This is a genomic window from Thioclava dalianensis, assembly GCF_000715505.1.
GTDB lineage: Bacteria > Pseudomonadota > Alphaproteobacteria > Rhodobacterales > Rhodobacteraceae > Thioclava > Thioclava dalianensis.
In genome coordinates this window covers 255,921-271,275 of sequence record NZ_JHEH01000001.1, presented here as the reverse complement: position 1 = coordinate 271,275, position 15,355 = coordinate 255,921, and the positions used below count along the sequence as shown (strand labels likewise).

The 15,355-nt window shown below is 63.4% G+C and carries 15 protein-coding genes; 11 read left to right on the top strand and 4 right to left on the bottom strand.

What is annotated here, in order from left to right:
• Nucleotides 1-38 precede the first annotated feature (38 nt).
• Nucleotides 39-1,628, bottom strand: coding sequence for an ABC transporter substrate-binding protein (locus DL1_RS01370; RefSeq protein WP_038061289.1), 1,590 nt, complete (start codon nt 1,626-1,628; stop codon nt 39-41).
• A 70-nt stretch (nt 1,629-1,698) separates the two neighbouring features.
• Here DL1_RS01370 and DL1_RS01365 point away from each other — a divergent pair, with 70 nt between their 5' ends.
• Nucleotides 1,699-2,436, top strand: a complete 738-nt coding sequence (locus DL1_RS01365; protein ID WP_342726968.1) for a DUF1028 domain-containing protein — start codon at nt 1,699-1,701, stop codon at nt 2,434-2,436.
• A gap of 30 nt (nt 2,437-2,466) precedes the next feature.
• On the opposite strand, the gene DL1_RS01360 is transcribed toward DL1_RS01365, so the two are convergent.
• Nucleotides 2,467-3,222: a FadR/GntR family transcriptional regulator gene (locus DL1_RS01360; protein WP_038061287.1), complete on the bottom strand. Its 756-nt coding sequence runs from the start codon at nt 3,220-3,222 to the stop codon at nt 2,467-2,469.
• 96 nt (nt 3,223-3,318) lie between these two features.
• On the opposite strand from DL1_RS01360, the gene DL1_RS01355 reads away from it, so the two are divergent.
• Nucleotides 3,319-4,539, top strand: coding sequence for a M20 family metallo-hydrolase (locus tag DL1_RS01355; protein ID WP_038061283.1), 1,221 nt, complete (start codon nt 3,319-3,321; stop codon nt 4,537-4,539).
• Between the two features lie 7 nt (nt 4,540-4,546).
• On the opposite strand, the gene bluB is transcribed toward DL1_RS01355, so the two are convergent.
• Both bluB and DL1_RS01345 read right to left on the bottom strand, forming a co-directional pair.
• Entirely contained in the window at nt 4,547-5,170 is a 624-nt protein-coding gene (bluB, locus tag DL1_RS01350; RefSeq protein ID WP_038061281.1) for a 5,6-dimethylbenzimidazole synthase, read from the bottom strand.
• A gap of 85 nt (nt 5,171-5,255) precedes the next feature.
• The gene (locus tag DL1_RS01345) at nt 5,256-5,768 is read right to left on the bottom strand and encodes a GNAT family N-acetyltransferase (protein ID WP_038061278.1); all 513 of its coding nucleotides are present in this window, start codon (nt 5,766-5,768) and stop codon (nt 5,256-5,258) included.
• 410 nt (nt 5,769-6,178) lie between these two features.
• On the opposite strand from DL1_RS01345, the gene DL1_RS01340 reads away from it, so the two are divergent.
• The 9 genes from DL1_RS01340 (at nt 6,179) to DL1_RS01300 (ending at nt 15,294) form a co-directional block, all read left to right on the top strand.
• Nucleotides 6,179-6,598, top strand: coding sequence for a glyoxalase superfamily protein (locus DL1_RS01340; protein WP_038061275.1), 420 nt, complete (start codon nt 6,179-6,181; stop codon nt 6,596-6,598).
• Between the two features lie 138 nt (nt 6,599-6,736).
• Nucleotides 6,737-7,666 carry an ACP S-malonyltransferase gene (gene fabD / locus DL1_RS01335; RefSeq protein ID WP_038061272.1) on the top strand — a complete coding sequence of 310 codons (930 nt, stop codon included), beginning with the start codon at nt 6,737-6,739 and terminating at the stop codon, nt 7,664-7,666.
• A gap of 80 nt (nt 7,667-7,746) precedes the next feature.
• Nucleotides 7,747-8,484 carry a 3-oxoacyl-[acyl-carrier-protein] reductase gene (fabG, locus tag DL1_RS01330; protein ID WP_038061270.1) on the top strand — a complete coding sequence of 246 codons (738 nt, stop codon included), beginning with the start codon at nt 7,747-7,749 and terminating at the stop codon, nt 8,482-8,484.
• 235 nt (nt 8,485-8,719) lie between these two features.
• Nucleotides 8,720-8,953: an acyl carrier protein gene (locus DL1_RS01325; protein WP_038061267.1), complete on the top strand. Its 234-nt coding sequence runs from the start codon at nt 8,720-8,722 to the stop codon at nt 8,951-8,953.
• A gap of 194 nt (nt 8,954-9,147) precedes the next feature.
• The gene (locus tag DL1_RS20705; RefSeq protein ID WP_051693228.1) at nt 9,148-10,578 is read left to right on the top strand and encodes a GGDEF domain-containing protein; all 1,431 of its coding nucleotides are present in this window, start codon (nt 9,148-9,150) and stop codon (nt 10,576-10,578) included.
• A gap of 459 nt (nt 10,579-11,037) precedes the next feature.
• The gene (gene fabF / locus DL1_RS01315; protein WP_038061263.1) at nt 11,038-12,300 is read left to right on the top strand and encodes a beta-ketoacyl-ACP synthase II; all 1,263 of its coding nucleotides are present in this window, start codon (nt 11,038-11,040) and stop codon (nt 12,298-12,300) included.
• Nucleotides 12,300-13,466 (top strand): endolytic transglycosylase MltG, encoded by a 1,167-nt coding sequence (mltG, locus tag DL1_RS01310; RefSeq protein ID WP_038061259.1) that lies wholly within the window; start codon nt 12,300-12,302, stop codon nt 13,464-13,466. Before fabF ends, mltG begins: the two co-directional genes overlap by 1 nt.
• A gap of 201 nt (nt 13,467-13,667) precedes the next feature.
• Nucleotides 13,668-13,997, top strand: a complete 330-nt coding sequence (locus DL1_RS01305; protein ID WP_038061537.1) for a hypothetical protein — start codon at nt 13,668-13,670, stop codon at nt 13,995-13,997.
• Nucleotides 13,948-15,294 carry a DNA-packaging protein gene (locus DL1_RS01300; RefSeq protein ID WP_051693237.1) on the top strand — a complete coding sequence of 449 codons (1,347 nt, stop codon included), beginning with the start codon at nt 13,948-13,950 and terminating at the stop codon, nt 15,292-15,294. Before DL1_RS01305 ends, DL1_RS01300 begins: the two co-directional genes overlap by 50 nt.
• The last annotated feature ends 61 nt before the right edge of the window (nt 15,295-15,355 follow it).

Genomic DNA, 15,355 nt, shown 5'->3' with positions numbered 1-15,355 from the left:
TGAAAAAGGGGGGCGGACCGCATCCGCCCCCGCTCGAGTTACGTCTTCTTCACGTCCTTGAGGAGCAGGAAGAAAGACGGCTGCAAGGTGAAATCGCTCACCTTGTCATTTGTCACCGCGTTCTGCTTCCAGTTCGCCACGAAGACCCAAGGCGCGTCGTCATGCACGATCTGCTGCATCTTCTTGTAAAGCTCGGCGCGCTTGGACTGATCGGTCGCGGTGCGCGCCTCTTCGAGCAGCTTGTCGACTTCCGGGTTCGAGTAATAGCCGGAGTTGAAGCCGCCCTTGTCGGGCCAGGCATCGGTGCGCAGCGCCAGATAGGGCAGGGTGTCGGGATCGTTCGTCATCCACGCCATCTCGGCCATATCGACATGCTGACCCTTTGAGTCGAGCCCCGGATTGACCTTGCCGAGGAAGGTGTTCCACTCGAAGGTTTCGATCTTGGCATCGAGCCCCACGGCTTTGAGATCTGCCTGAATGGCCGTGCCCATCGCCACCGGATCGAGCATCCCCGAGCCGCCATCGGTCACATAGAAGGTGACCTGCGTGCCCTCGGCCACGCCTGCCTCTTTCAGCAGCGCCTTGGCCTTTTCCGGGTCGTAAGGGTAGGGTTTGAGACTGTCATCATGCGCCCAGGCAAAGGCTGCGGGCGTGGGCCCTGCCGCCACCGTCGCCGTGCCTTCGAGCACGTTGTTGACGATCGCTTCCTTGTTGATCGCGTAATTGGCGGCCTGACGGGCGCGCTTGTCCTTGAACGGCCCCTTGGCGCAATCGAGGATCAGGAACCACAGATGGGGCCCGGCCTGCTCGACGAGGTGATATGTGTTGTTCTCGAATTCCTTGAGCGCAACGGGCGGCACCTCGACCATGAGGTCGATCCCGCCTGCAAGCATCTCGGCCACGCGGGTATTGGCATCCGTGATCGGGCGGAAGATCACCGCCTTGAGGGTGGTCGGCGTGTCCCAGTAATCGGGGTTGCCCTCGACCACGACGGCCTCGTTCGGGCGCCATTCCTTGAAGGTGAAGGGGCCGGTGCCCACCGGGTTGCGGCCGAAATCCTTGTCGAATTTCTTCACAGCCGTGGGCGAGATGATCAGCCCCGTCGGATAGGCGAGGTTCGACAGGAAGGGCGCATAGGGCTCTTTCAGGGTGAAGACCACGGTTTGCGGATCCTTCACATCGATCGTGTCCACGCTCGAGAAGAAGAAGGCCAGCGGGAAGGGGCCGGTATCGTGGAAGGGGTGTTTGTCATCGAGCATCCGCTCGAAGTTGAACTTCACCGCCTCGGCGTCGAAATCCGACCCGTCATGGAATTTCACGCCCTCACGCAGGTGGAAGGTGTAGGTCTTGCCATCTTCCGAGATGTCCCAGCTTTTCGCCAGTGCCGGTTCGACCTCAAGCGTGCCTGATTTGTAGCGCACCAGCCCGTCATACAGGTTCATCAGAATGCGGAAATCGTTCACCGCCGTGACCGCGGCGGGGTCGAGCGCCTTGGGTTCCGCGATTTGACCGACGACCAGAACGCCGGGCGGCGTCTCGGCCATCGAGGGCAGACCCGTTCCCATCAGGACGCCCGTCGCCACGCCCGAGATCAGAAGTCCGCGCCGCGTAAGAGTGAATTTCGTCATGTTACCTCTCCTGTCCAGCATGGCTGATTTTTATTGGTGATGATTGCATGAGGGCAAATTATCATGATAAATGCAAGAGGCAGATGAACGGAGTGTCGCCGTGACGGTATCAATTCTGGCGTATGACGAAAAAACAGGCACCTTTGGCGGGGCAGCCATGACAGGCAGCCTTTGCGTCGGCGGATGGGTGCTGCGCGGGGGCGCCGACTCAGGTCTTTCGGCCAGTCAGGGCACGGCGCCTTCGACGCTTTGGGGCGAGGATGTGCTGGCGGCGATGAAGGCCGGGGCCTCGGCGGATGAGGCCGTGACATCCGTGACCGCGCCCGATATCGGGCGCGCGCATCGCCAGCTTGCTGCGATCGATCTGCGCGGGCGCACGGGCCATTTCACCGGCGAAATGTCGGTGCCGGTCTGCGGCGCGCTTGAGGGGCCGGGGGTCGTCGTTGCGGGCAATATGCTGGCCGATTGGGCCGTGATTCGGGCCGTGCGCGACAGCTACCTGTCGACGCTCGGAGCGATGCCCGACCGGTTGATGGCGGCGCTGATGGCAGGCGCGCGGGCGGGGGGCGACAGTCGCGGGCTCCTGTCGGCGGCGCTGCTCGTTGCCTCGCGGGCCGCCACACCGCTGACGCTGCGCATTGATCGCTCGGCCAGACCGCTGGAGGATCTGGGCGCGTTGCTCGCCGCCGCGCGAACCGAGCCCTATTACGGCTGGACCCGCGTCGTGCCGACACTCGATGATCCCTATCGCGCGCCTGATCTGGTCGCGCCCGAGCCGCTCCCACTGCCCGAGACCGGGACGGAGTGAGCGGGGCGATGACGCCTCATGCGAGGGGGCTCACTCCTCGATGAAGCGTTTCATCACCTCGGCTTCTTGCGTCTCCATGAAGCGTTGGGCGGTCGCCATGTGATCGGCCATGATCTGGCGGGCGTCGCCTGCGCGCCCTTCGCGCAGCGCGGCGATCAGGGCGATCTGGTGGTTGCGCCCGCTCTCCCACAGCTCGCGGTTATGGGGCGCGTAGAGTTTGCGATAGACGGTCAGATCCGACAGGATCTGCGCCATGAAGCGGATCAAGAAGGCAAGCAGCGCATTGCCGGAATGCCGCGCCAGCACCGCATGGAATTTCAGCGAGTCCACATGCTGCTCGCGCTCTTCCTCGGGGGTCGCGGCGGGGGCGGCATATTGTGAGATCAGCGCCTCCAGCTCGCTCAGATCCGCCTCCGAGAGCTTGCCCGCAAGGCTTGCGGCCACTTCGGGCTCCAGCGCGCGGCGGATCTGGTAGATATCGGCGACGGTGAGATCCTTGAAGTAGAAGTAATTGCCCAGAAGCGCGCGGGCGCGCTCTTCGCTGACCTCGCCCACGAAAGACCCGCCACCCGGTCCCGTCCGCGTGGTCACGAGGCCCTGCGCCTCCAGCAGCCGCATCGCCTCGCGGATCGTGCCTTTGGCCATGCCGAACCGCTCGATCATCTCGCTCTCGCCGGGCAGGCGGTCGCCCTTCTTGAGGCGCTGCGCGACCACCCAACCCTTGATCTGATCGGCCACGCGGACCGGGCGGGAGCGTTTGGGTTCGGTGGCGGGTTTGCGGGGCATGGGGTCTCGTGTGGGGAAGATGCGCAGGAGTTTCTCCTAGACGAGTTCGCATCAAAAGAGTAGACATCTATTTATCATGATAAATAGGGGGCTGTGATGCAGGACTGGGGGGCAGTGGCCGCAAAGCGGTTGGAGATCATCGCGAAAGCCTCCGAGCCCGGTCCCGGCGTGACCCGGCTCCCTTTCGGGCCCGAGCATGAAGCCGCGCTGGAAATCATGACGGAATGGATGACGGCGGCGGGCTGCAACGTCACGCTTGATGCGGCGGGCACGCTGATCGGGCGGCGCGAAGGGCCAGCAGGTGCGCCGACCCTGTTGATCGGCTCGCATCAAGATAGCGTGCGTCTTGGTGGGGCGTTTGACGGGATCATGGGGGTCGCGCTGGGATGCCTCGCGCTCGAGGCGCTTGGCGATCAAACGCTGCCCTGTTCCGTCGAAGTTCTGGCCTTTGCCGATGAGGAGGGCGTGCGTTTCCCGACCGCGCTGATCGGGCCGCGCGCGCTGGCAGGCACGCTTGATCCGGGCGTCTTCGCAATGCAGGACAAAGCGGGCGTCAGCCTCGGTGCGGCGCTCACATCCTTCGGGGGCGATCCTGAGGGCACGGCGGCTTTGGCGCGCGATCCGGCCCAAATCGCGGGCTATCTGGAGCTGCATATCGAGCAAGGCCCGGTGCTTGAGGCCGCCGATAAACCGCTGGGCGTCGTTACCGCGATTTCCGGGATCGAGCGGCACCGCGTCACGATCATCGGCGAGGCGGGGCATGCGGGCACCGTGCCGATGGAGATGCGCCATGACGCGTTGCTGGCGGCCTCGGATCTGGTGCGCGGGGTGCATGACATGGCGCGCGCTCACGGGATCCGGGCGACGGTCGGGCAGCTCGATGTCTCGCCCAATGTGGTCAATGCAATCCCCGCACGGGTCGATCTGACGATTGAGATCCGCGCCGCCGAAGATCCGGCCCGCGCCGCGATGGGCGCAGCACTCGGCCCGCTTTGCGCACGGATTGCCACGGCCACGGCGACGCAGGTCGAGATCGAGAAGACCTATGCCCAACCCGCCCAAGCCTGTGATGCCGCCCTGCGAGAGGGGTTGACGGCCGCCATTCGCAAGGCGACCGGCGAGGCCGCGCCCGAGCTGCCCTCGGGGGCCACGCATGACGCCTCTGCCATGGCCGATCTTTGCCCGATTGCGATGCTGTTTGTGCGCTGCAAGGGGGGGATCAGTCACAACCCGGCAGAATATGCGAGCGCAGGCGATATGGGGCAGGCGGTCTCTGCCTTGGCCGCGTTCCTGTCCGACTATGTCCCCAAAGCCTGAGGCGCTTTCAGACGATCCGCCAGTTGGTGCGCGTATTGCTCTGCCAGCCCAATTCATGGAGCAGCGGCGTGTCCGTCTCCCTCGCTGGATGGCCGAGACAGAGATAGGCGGTGAGCGACCAATTGGGCGGGGTCTCAAGGGCCGCGGCCACGGCGACCGGGTCGAGTATGGAGACCCAGCCGATCCCGATCCCTTCGGCCCGCGCCGCCAGCCATAGGGTGTGGATCGCCATAACAGTGGAATAGGCGAGCGTCTCGGGCATGGTCTGTCGCCCAAGCCCGTGCCCCTCCGAGACATCCAGTTCGGTGAAGACCGCGAGATGAACCGGGGCCTCGCGCAGCCCGGCGAGCTTGAGCGCCCGGTATTTGCTTTGCGTCTCGCCATCATAGAGGCGCGCGGCCTTTGCATTGCAGGCCTCGAAATTCTCGATGATCTGTGCGCGGATGCGCGCGGTCTCAACCTGCACGATCCGCCAGGGGCGCGCATTGCCGACAGAGGGCGCAAGATCCATCCGACGCCGGAGCCGCTCCAGCACAGCCTCATCGACCGGGTCCGGTTTGAAGTGCCGAACGTCGCGGCGCCATCTGAGGATGTCGTCAAGCGCGCGGCGATGAGTGTCTGTGAGTTCCATTGCGCAAGGTCATATCATATCGGAATTGGCGCATCCAGCGACGCTGCCGTTGGCGGCTTTGAGTGCTCAGTTGCCCGTCGAAGGGCTACACAGGAATGGCCCGACTGAACACATCGTTTAGGTAGGCTTGGTCTTGGATTGTGAAATGTGTGGTGCCGACTTTCTCGAAACCTTGTTTCAAATAGAAAGCAATCGCAGACGTGTTCTCGGAGTTAGTCGTCAGCCACACCGATCGGACACCTACACTGCGCGCGTAGACGAACCCTTGCTCGAGAAGCGCCTTTCCCAGCCCCCTTCCGTGGTGCCGTGGCTGAAAATATAGGGTCGAGATCTCCATGGTGGAGCATCCTGACACAGGGGATTCTTTGCCTTGAGTGAGACGGATGAACCCATCAATGCCGTTGTCGTTCTCTGACACGACCACATGCTCGTTCAACCCTTGGAGCACGGCAGTCATCTTGGGTTTTGTAAACTCATTCAGAGCATAATCAGCGAACAACGCGTTCACGCCTTTCCGGATATAAGTTCCCAGCCAAACCTCAATCGAGATAGCGGCGAGAGCCGCAGCGTCAGACGGTTGGCCAGCACGAAAATTCACGTTTCAACACCCAGCATTTTGCGGCGTGCCGTGAAGTTAGGAGAAGATGGGAACGGCAGCAATGTCCCGCATAGCTGCCCTTTACCCGCCGCCATGGTCGCAAGATGCACGTATGAGCGGTTCGGTGCGGCGTTGTTGCGGGTGGCTGAAACCTCGGAACCCGTCAGCTCGGGGGCGTTTGGTCTGTGTGGCGGCGATGTGTCTCACGTACCCTCACCATGCGCAGCCGGTGACCCGTCTCTTGACAGACCGCGCCCGCTTGCCCATCTGAGACGCCTTGGGCCAGCCGGATGCCTGCCGCCCGCGGGGAGACCCTTGGTGAAATCCGGCTCTGCAAGCTCTCCTGATCGGGGGCGTTACGGCAATGCGGGCGACCGGAGCGGTGGGATCATCCCCCGTGGAGACGGATCATGACGACCAAACTACTCAAAGACACCAAGGCACAGGCACATCGTCTGGCCGAGGCTCTCAAACGGGCGGGCCAGCCGGTCAGCCTGTCGCGTGCCTATGAACTGACCGCGCAGGCGGCAGGGCATGCGGATTGGAATACGATGGTGGCCGCGCTCAAAGGGCCGGTCGGGCAGGGGCTCGCGCTCGGGGATTGCGTGCGCGGGCGCTATATGGGCCAACCGGTGAGCGGGCGCGTCCATGCGTTGCGGCGCAAGGGGGCGGAGTATCTTGAACTGGAGATCGCGCTTGATAAGCCTGTCGATGTCGTGACGAGCCCGGCCTTCTCGGCGCTCAGGCGGCGGGTGCGCGCCACGATTGGCGCGGATGGGCGCTCGGTCGGGCGGCGGTCCGACGGGGTGGCGCATTTCGAGCTGACCTGAGCGACGGGGCCGCTTTGCAAGACCGTTGAGGGGCGCGGGGGAAACCTCGCGCCCCTTTTTCCTTTGCGCATCGCTCAGGTTGCCCCAACGGCGTGTGCGCTGTATGCACTTTCCAACGAAAAACGCAGGAGGGCCAAGATGAGCCGAGCATTCGTATTTCCCGGGCAGGGTGCCCAGACCATCGGCATGGGGCGCGCGTTGGCGGAGGCCTATCCCGCCGCTGCCGCCGTGTTCGAAGAGGTGGATGCCGCACTTGGGGAAAAGCTGAGCGCTCTGATCTGGGAGGGTGAGGCCGAGGCGCTGACGCTGACGGCCAATGCGCAGCCCGCGCTGATGGCGACCTCTATTGCCGCGCTGCGTGCGCTGGAGGCCGAAGGGTTTTCGGTGCGCGATGCGGCCTTCGTGGCGGGCCACTCGCTGGGCGAATATTCGGCGCTCTGCGCGGCGGGCTCGATCAGCTTGGCCGATACCGCGCGTCTGCTGCGCCTGCGCGGCACCGCGATGCAATCGGCGGTGCCGGTCGGTGTGGGCGCGATGGCGGCTCTTCTGGGCCTCGATTTCGAAGCCGCGACCGCCGTGGCCGAAGAGGCAGCCCAGGGTGAGATCTGTCAGGCGGCCAATGACAATGATCCGGGGCAGGTCGTGATCTCGGGCCATAAAGATGCGGTGGAGCGCGCGACGGTGCTCGCCAAGGAAAAAGGGGCCAAGCGCGCCGTGATGCTGCCGGTCTCGGCGCCGTTCCACTGCGCGCTGATGCAGCCGGCCGCCGAGGCGATGGCGCAGGCGCTGGCCGAGGTCGAGATCTTGGCCCCGGCCGTGCCGCTGGTGTCGAATGTGCGCGCCTGCGCGGTCAGCGCGCCCGATGAAATCCGCGAGCTGTTGGTCGCTCAGGTGACGGGCTCGGTGCGCTGGCGCGAGAGCGTTGCGTGGATGGCGGGCCAAGGCGTCGATGAAATCTGGGAAATCGGTGCGGGCAAGGCGCTTTCGGGGATGATCCGGCGGATTGCCAAGGATGTGACCTGCCGCGCGGTCGGCACGCCCGAAGATATCGCCGCGCTCAAAGGCTGAGGACAGAGCCGGGGGCGCGGCCCCCGGACCCCCGAGGTATTTCCGACCAGGTGAAGGTCGGGGTGAAGAAAGGTACGAAAATGTTTGATCTCAAAGGCAAATCAGCTTTGGTGACCGGCGCGTCCGGTGGGATCGGCGCCGAGATCGCGCGCGCCTTGCATGCCGGGGGCGCGGTGGTTGCGCTGTCAGGCACGCGGGTTGAGCCGCTTGAGGCCTTGGCCGCTGAGCTGGGCGAGGGCGCGCATGTGTGCCCGGCGAATTTGAGCGATCCCGAGTCCGTCGAGGCTCTGCCCAAGGCGGCTCTGGCTGCGATGGGCGGTCTGGACATCCTCGTCAACAATGCCGGGATCACGCGCGACGGGCTCGCGATGCGGATGTCGGATGACGATTGGCAATCGGTGATCGATGTGAACCTGACGGCGGCGTTCCGGCTGATGCGGGGCTGTCTGCGGCCGATGATGAAGGCGCGGTGGGGGCGGATGATCAACATCACCTCGATCGTGGGTCAGACCGGCAATCCGGGGCAGGTGAACTATGCCGCTGCCAAGGCCGGGCTTGTGGGCGCGTCGAAATCGCTCGCCCAAGAGGTTGCGAGCCGGGGCGTGACGGTCAATTGCGTGGCTCCCGGGTTCATTGCGACGGCGATGACCGACAAGCTCAATGACGAGCAGAAAGCGGGCCTTCTGAGCGGCATTCCCGCAGGTCGGATGGGGGCGCCCGAAGAGATCGCCGCAGCCGTGCGCTACCTTGCGAGCCCCGAGGCGGGCTATGTCACCGGCGCGGTGCTGCATGTGAATGGCGGGATGGCGATGATCTGAGCAGAGGGGCTGTGATATTCGCATGAGGCCCGCGCGTTTACGTGGTTTTGAACGGGTAAAAACGGCTTGCCATGTGCAACACCAAACGCTAAGAGCGCAACAGGTGACCCCACACGCAGGCCGCGTGGGGGTCTTTTGTGGCCCCGAGGATATTTCGGAGCCGGAATGAGGTGCCCAACCGGGCATTGATTGGGCGAAGACAGGGCGAAGGCCCTCGAAACTTTGAGGAATTGACATGAGCGACATCGCAGACCGCGTGAAGAAGATCGTCGTGGAACATCTCGGCGTTGAAGAAGACAAAGTCACCGAGAGCGCGTCGTTCATCGACGATCTGGGCGCAGACAGCCTCGATACGGTCGAGCTGGTTATGGCGTTCGAGGAAGAATTCGGCATCGAGATCCCCGATGACGCCGCTGAGAACATCCAGACCGTCGGTGACGCGGTGAAATTCATCACGGAAGCTGCCTGAGGCATCTTGCCGAAACGGCTGAATTTGCAAACGGCGCTCCATTCGGGGCGCCGTTTTGCTTATGCGCGGGGCTGGTCTCGGTCGGGCCCGAGAGCTGTTAAGATTTTATTCAGCATATCGGCCTAGCGTCATGCTTGTATCCGGTCCGAGGTGACGATCCTGTCGCTTTTGGGGGCCGGCCTGGAGCATGAGACGTGAGCGCATTTCGGCTTTCGCAGTTTTTCATCCGGCCGCTACTTGCCGCGGTATTTGCCTTGGCGACCCTGTCTTTGGTTGGGCATTGGGGTGCGTTGGACTGGATCTTTGTCGCGTTGCCGTCGCTCAATGAGATGCATGAAACAACGGCGGTTGTGATTATCCTTCTTACTGCTGCGGCATTCGCGGAGAAATCGTATCCGGCGCTGGCACGCGGGGCCGCAGGGCTGGCACTCAGCATATCTCTGTCGCGGTTTGCGCCCGGTTTGGCGGGATATTTCGAGGCGCATGTGGGCTATGCGATGGGGATGAACACTGCGCTGGTTCTGTCCGCGATTGCCGTCGCCGTTTTGCTCAAGAGCTATGCCCACCATTCGGTTGCGGCTATGATCTGCTTGTTCGTCTCAAGCTATGGTGGCCTGATGTTGGCGGCCTTTTTTACGGATATCAGTGCGCTTTTGGGCATGATGTCTCCGGTCACGGCATTGTGCAGCCTCGCCCTGTCTATCGCTGTCATGCTGAGCCGTTCGAACCGTGGCATCATGCGGGTGATCCTGAGCGGTTACGCCACGGGCCGCTACGCGCGACTCCAGCTTTTGCTGGGGATGTTGACACCGGTCGCTTTGGGATGTGTCTTCATCGCCTTTCCGGTTGTCGAAGATACCCGCGTCGAGATTATGTTGATGATCATGGCGCTCAGTGCGTTCAATATTGCAGTGATCGTCGTCACGACGGTCAAGATGGAACGTGCCGACCATCAGAGGCGCCAGCTGGAACGCCAGATGCAAGAGCTGGCGCTGCGCGATGGGCTTACGAAAGTGTTCAACCGGGTGATGCTGGATCGGCGCTTCAAGCGTGCGGTTGCGGCTGCGGAGCGGTTCGATGTGCCGTTTTCGTTCCTGATCATCGATCTCGATCACTTCAAATCGATCAACGATCTGGGCGGCCATGAGCTGGGCGACCGGGTCTTGCAGCGCGCAGCGCTCGCGATGCGCGCGCGGCTTCGGATGGAAGATACGCTGGCCCGGATCGGCGGCGAGGAATTCGCGGTGGTTCTGCCAGGGGCGACGCTGGAGGCGGCCTATGAGGTCGCCGAGCGTTTGCGTCTTTCGCTTGAGGAGATCCGTATCTCGCTTGGGGGTGACGGAGAGATCCAGCTTGTGACCGCCTCGATCGGGATTGCGCAATGGTGTCGTCACGAAAGCATGCTTGAGATTTCGAGCCGCACGGACAGGGCGCTCTATGCCGCGAAAGCTCAGGGGCGCAATCGCGTGGTTGTGGCCGAGGATCCGCAACGCCCCCTTGTCCCGCATGATGTCGCGGTCCTCGTGGCTCAGCCTTTGGGCGCGCCCGTGATGCGAAAATCCGAAAGGGCCACGCTGAGCTCGCGGCCCTCGACAGGGCGACTAAGATCTGATGAGACGGAGTGATCGCCGCGCGTGGTTGGTGCTCCGTGCCGCGGTGACAGCCGCATTGCGAGCCGCCCGCTGAGGTCGTAGCGTTTCGGTCGGACCGTGGTGGCGGGGGGGGGCAGCGGCGCTTTAAATGCTGCTCATATCTGGCAGAGGATGCCTGTTCTGAAATAGGGTATCTGAGAGCAGGCATGCCAGCGCCGCAGATGGATCGGGTGCGCGGCCTCTGTGTCGCCGCCCGGCCAACCCGTCGCCTGACCTGTGCCCGCCCACTGCCCGTGCCGGTCGCGTCCTCATGCCTCGCGCGGCTCTGTTTCCCCACGCAACCAAGGGCGCGGACGTGTGCCGGTCGTTCACGCGGCTGGCAAAGCTTTGCTTGAATATTGCGGGCTCCGGCGGAATTGTGTCTCGATGATTGCACCGCCCGTGCCCCGCGTGTATCAGGTTCTGCAGAGTTTTCAGAGAATGAGGTCGGGGATGCGCCGGGTTGTTGTTACAGGTCTGGGGATGGTCACGCCGTTGGCTTGCGGAGTCGAGGAGACTTGGTCGCGTCTTCTGGAGGGCCGCTCGGGCGCCGGACCGATTACGCGGTTCGATCCCTCCGGTGTAACGACGAAATATGCCTGCGAGATCCCGATGGGCGACGGCAGCGACGGCACGTTCAATCCTGATGACTGGATGGAGCCGAAAGAGCGCCGCAAGGTCGATGATTTCATTCTCTACGGGATGGCTGCGGCGACGCAGGCGGTTGAGGATTCGGGCTGGACGCCCACTGAGGAGGAAGATCGCCAGCGCACCGGGGTGATGATCGGCTCTGGGATTGGCGGGTTGAGCACGATTGCCGAGACGGCGGTGCTCCTTAAGGAGCGCGGCGCACGTCGGGTCAGCCCGTTTTTCATTCCGGGGGCGCTGATCAATCTGGTGTCGGGGCAGGTCTCGATCCGCTTTGGCTTCAAAGGGCCGAACCATGCGGTTGTGACCGCCTGCTCGACCGGGGCGCATGCGATCGGGGATGCGGCGCGGCTGATCATGCTGGGCGATGCCGATGTGATGGTCGCAGGCGGCGCGGAAAGCCCGATCTCGGAAATCGGCATTGCCGGCTTCAACGCCTGCAAGGCGCTGAGCACGAAGCGCGAGGATAACCCGCAGGCGGCCAGCCGTCCGTGGGATGCCGATCGCGACGGTTTCGTGATGGGCGAGGGCGCGGGGTGCGTTGTGCTTGAGGAGTATGAGCACGCCAAGGCGCGCGGCGCGAAGATCTATGCGGAAGTTCTGGGCTATGGCCTGTCGGGCGACGCCTATCACATCACCGCGCCCTCTGAGGATGGCGATGGCGGTTTCCGTGCGATGAAGGCAGCGCTTGAGCGCGCCGATATCGCGCCCGAGACGGTTGACTACATCAATGCCCACGGCACCTCGACGATGGCCGATACGATTGAGCTGGGCGCAGTGCAGCGCCTGCTGGGCGAGGGTGTCGAAACTGCGACGATGAGCTCGACGAAATCTGCCATCGGACATCTGCTGGGGGCGGCTGGCGCAGTGGAGGCGATCTTCTGCGTGCTCGCGATCCGCGATCAGATCGCCCCGCCGACGCTCAATCTTGAGACGCTGCCCGAGGCCGCGAAGATGGATCTTGCCCCGAAGACTGCCGTGAAGCGCAAGATCGACATCGCACTGTCCAACAGTTTCGGCTTCGGCGGAACCAATGCCAGCCTCGTGCTGGGTAAGGTGCACGGCTGATGTGGCGCAATATCGTCTCGAATTTCCTGACGCTGGCGATCGTTCTGCTGGTTGCGGCAGGCGGGCTGGTGGCCTGGGCCAAGCGCGAATATGTCGAGCCCGGCCCGCTGGCAGAGGCGATGTGTCTGCGCGTGGCCCCCGGCGCGAGCCTGCGTGACGTCTCGCAAGAGCTGTCGGACAAGGATGCGGTCAGCAATTCGTATATTTTCCGCACCGGGGCCCAGTACGAGAATAAGGCGAGCGCGCTGAAATTCGGCTCGTATCTGATTGAGCCGCATGCGACGATGTCGGGGATCATTGATCAGATCACCTCGGGCGGTCCCTCGACCTGCGGCACCGAGTTGGTGTTTCGGATCGGCGTGAACGGCAATGAGGTTTTGCTGCGCGAATTGGATCCCGCCACGGGCGAGTATCAAAAGACCGCCGAATATGATCCCGAGACCGAAAAGCCCCCGGAAGGGTTCGAGCAGAAGGCCGACCGCCCCGATGTGCGCACCCGTGTGACCGTGGTGGATGGCGTGACGAGCTGGCAGATCGTGCAGGGGCTGCGCGAGGCGAGCTTCATGTCGGGCAAGATTGCCGACGTGCCCGCCGAGGGTTCATTGGCGCCCGACAGCTACGAGGTGAACCGCGGTGCCGATCGTCAGGCGCTGTTGGATCTGATGGAGAGCCGCCAGAGCACGATCCTCGCCAATGCCTGGGCGACCCGTGCCGACAATCTGCCCTATGACACGCCTGAACAGGCGCTGACCATGGCCTCGATCATCGAGAAGGAAACCGGTGTGCCGAGCGAACGCGCAGAGGTTGCGAGCGTTTTCGTGAATCGTCTCGAAAAGGGGATGAAGCTGCAAACGGACCCGACGGTGATCTACGGTGTGACCAATGGGCAGGGCGTTCTGGGGCGCGGTTTGCGCCAGTCCGAGCTGCGCAAGGCCACGCCCTACAACACCTATGTGATCGATGGCCTGCCGCCGACGCCGATTGCAAATCCGGGGCGCGCTGCCATCGAGGCGGCTGTGCATCCTGATTCGACAGATTACCTGTTTTTCGTGGCCGATGGGACGGGCGGGCATGCCTTTGCCAAGACTATCGCGGAGCATAATCGCAATGTCGCGAAGTGGCGTGCGCTCGAAAAGCAACGGCAGGATCAGTCCTCAGGGAACTGATTTTATTTAGAAATCCTCGGTTCGTGCGGGGGGTTTCTTTTTCGCGGGTGGCACAACCCAAGATTTAGCTATTGACTTTGCGAACGCTTCTAAGTAGAAGAAATGCATGCTAGGAGAAGTGGGCAAGCGTCACGGGGAAACCCGTTGGCGCTTTTTTCATGTCTCTCGAACGGACCCACAATCAAGGGCGGTTCGGACAATATGAATGCAGACAATACGGATGGGGGCGGTGCTCCGGTCGATCTTCTGGATTTGACCGAGGCGCTTTACAATGACGTGGCCTGCGAGCTGGGGGCTGCGCTGCAAGCGGTGCGGCAGGGTCAGGTTTCAGAAGCAAAATCGGCGGTGCAGGCGGTCAAGGACCTCCGCACCGCTTTTCATTTGGTGATGGAGGAGAGGTCTCGTGTCGAGAAACTCCGCAAGCAAATTGCCGGTGTCGCAGCCGGACGAGAAGGCGCGCTCGATTTCGACGCCGCCCGGGCTGAAATCGGGCGCCGCCTGGCTTGCCTGCGCGACGCAGCAGGAGGTTGATCGTTTCATCGAAAGTCTGGACGAGAACGCGCTTTTGGCTTTGCCTTGGGTGTTCGAATTCTGGGCTTTGCCGCATCAGCTTCCCCCCGAGGGCGCCTGGAAATCCTGGGTGATCATGGGGGGGCGTGGGGCTGGCAAGACGCGCGCGGGGGCTGAGTGGGTGCGCTCGATGGTCGAGGGGGCGATGCCGCTGGATCCGGGGCGTGCCAAGCGGGTCGCGCTCGTGGGCGAGACCTTCGATCAGGTCCGCGAGGTGATGATCTTTGGCGAGAGCGGGCTTTTGGCCTGCGCGCCGCCCGACCGGCGCCCCGTCTGGGAGGCGGGGCGCAAGCGGTTGGTCTGGCCCAATGGCGCGGTGGCGCAGGTGTTTTCAGCGCATGAGCCAGAGGCGCTACGGGGGCCGCAATTCGATGCCGCATGGGTCGATGAGCTGGCCAAGTGGAAAAAGGCCGAAGAGACATGGGATATGCTGCAATTCGCGCTGCGACTGGGGCGTCATCCGCAACAGGTGATCACGACGACGCCGCGCAATGTGGCCGTGCTTAAGACGATCCTGAACACCCCTTCAACTGTGATGACCCACGCCCCGACCGAGGCCAACCGTGCTTATCTGGCCGAGAGCTTCCTGCAAGAGGTTCAAAGCCGCTATGCCGGGACGCGGCTCGGGCGGCAGGAGTTGGACGGTGTGTTGCTCGACGATGTCGAGGGCGCTTTGTGGAGCGGCCAGATGATCGAGGCGGCGCGCTGTGAGGTGCCCGGTCCGCTCGACCGGATCGTGGTGGCGCTCGATCCCAGTGTCAGTGCGACGGCCGGTTCGGATGAATGCGGCATCGTGGTGGTGGGCGCGCAGACAAGCGGTCCGGTGCAGGATTGGCGCGCGGTGGTGCTTGAAGATGCCAGCACGCGCGGCAGGCCCACCGATTGGGCGCGCGCCGCGATTGCGGCGATGGAGCGATGGGGGGCCGAAAAGCTGGTGGCAGAGGTCAATCAGGGTGGCGATCTGATCGAGGGGGTGCTGCGCCAGATCGACCCGCTGATCCCGTTCAAGGCGCTGCGTGCAAGCCGTGGAAAGTCGGCTCGCGCCGAGCCGGTCGCCGCGCTCTATGAACAAGAGCGGGTGCGCCATCTGCGATCGGGCAATCTGGGCCAACTGGAAGATCAGATGGCGCAGATGAGCTTGCAGGGCTTTCAGGGGAAGGGCTCGCCCGACCGTGTGGATGCGCTGGTCTGGGCCTTACATGAGCTGATCCTCGAGCCTGCCGCGCATTGGCGCCGTCCGCAGATGAGACGGCTCTGAGTGGGCTGGCTTCCTCTTGATCCAAATATCCCAGGGGAGCCTGTCAAAGCCTTGGGCTTTG

Coding starts and splice junctions, on each gene's coding strand:
- DL1_RS01370 (WP_038061289.1), bottom strand. CDS start 1,628: ATGACGAAATTCACTCTTACGCGGCGCGGACTTCTGATCTCGGGCGTG.
- DL1_RS01365 (WP_342726968.1), top strand. CDS start 1,699: ATGCAAGAGGCAGATGAACGGAGTGTCGCCGTGACGGTATCAATTCTG.
- DL1_RS01360 (WP_038061287.1), bottom strand. CDS start 3,222: ATGCCCCGCAAACCCGCCACCGAACCCAAACGCTCCCGCCCGGTCCGC.
- DL1_RS01355 (WP_038061283.1), top strand. CDS start 3,319: ATGCAGGACTGGGGGGCAGTGGCCGCAAAGCGGTTGGAGATCATCGCG.
- bluB (WP_038061281.1), bottom strand. CDS start 5,170: ATGGAACTCACAGACACTCATCGCCGCGCGCTTGACGACATCCTCAGA.
- DL1_RS01340 (WP_038061275.1), top strand. CDS start 6,179: ATGACGACCAAACTACTCAAAGACACCAAGGCACAGGCACATCGTCTG.
- fabD (WP_038061272.1), top strand. CDS start 6,737: ATGAGCCGAGCATTCGTATTTCCCGGGCAGGGTGCCCAGACCATCGGC.
- fabG (WP_038061270.1), top strand. CDS start 7,747: ATGTTTGATCTCAAAGGCAAATCAGCTTTGGTGACCGGCGCGTCCGGT.
- DL1_RS01325 (WP_038061267.1), top strand. CDS start 8,720: ATGAGCGACATCGCAGACCGCGTGAAGAAGATCGTCGTGGAACATCTC.
- fabF (WP_038061263.1), top strand. CDS start 11,038: ATGCGCCGGGTTGTTGTTACAGGTCTGGGGATGGTCACGCCGTTGGCT.
- mltG (WP_038061259.1), top strand. CDS start 12,300: ATGTGGCGCAATATCGTCTCGAATTTCCTGACGCTGGCGATCGTTCTG.
- DL1_RS01305 (WP_038061537.1), top strand. CDS start 13,668: ATGAATGCAGACAATACGGATGGGGGCGGTGCTCCGGTCGATCTTCTG.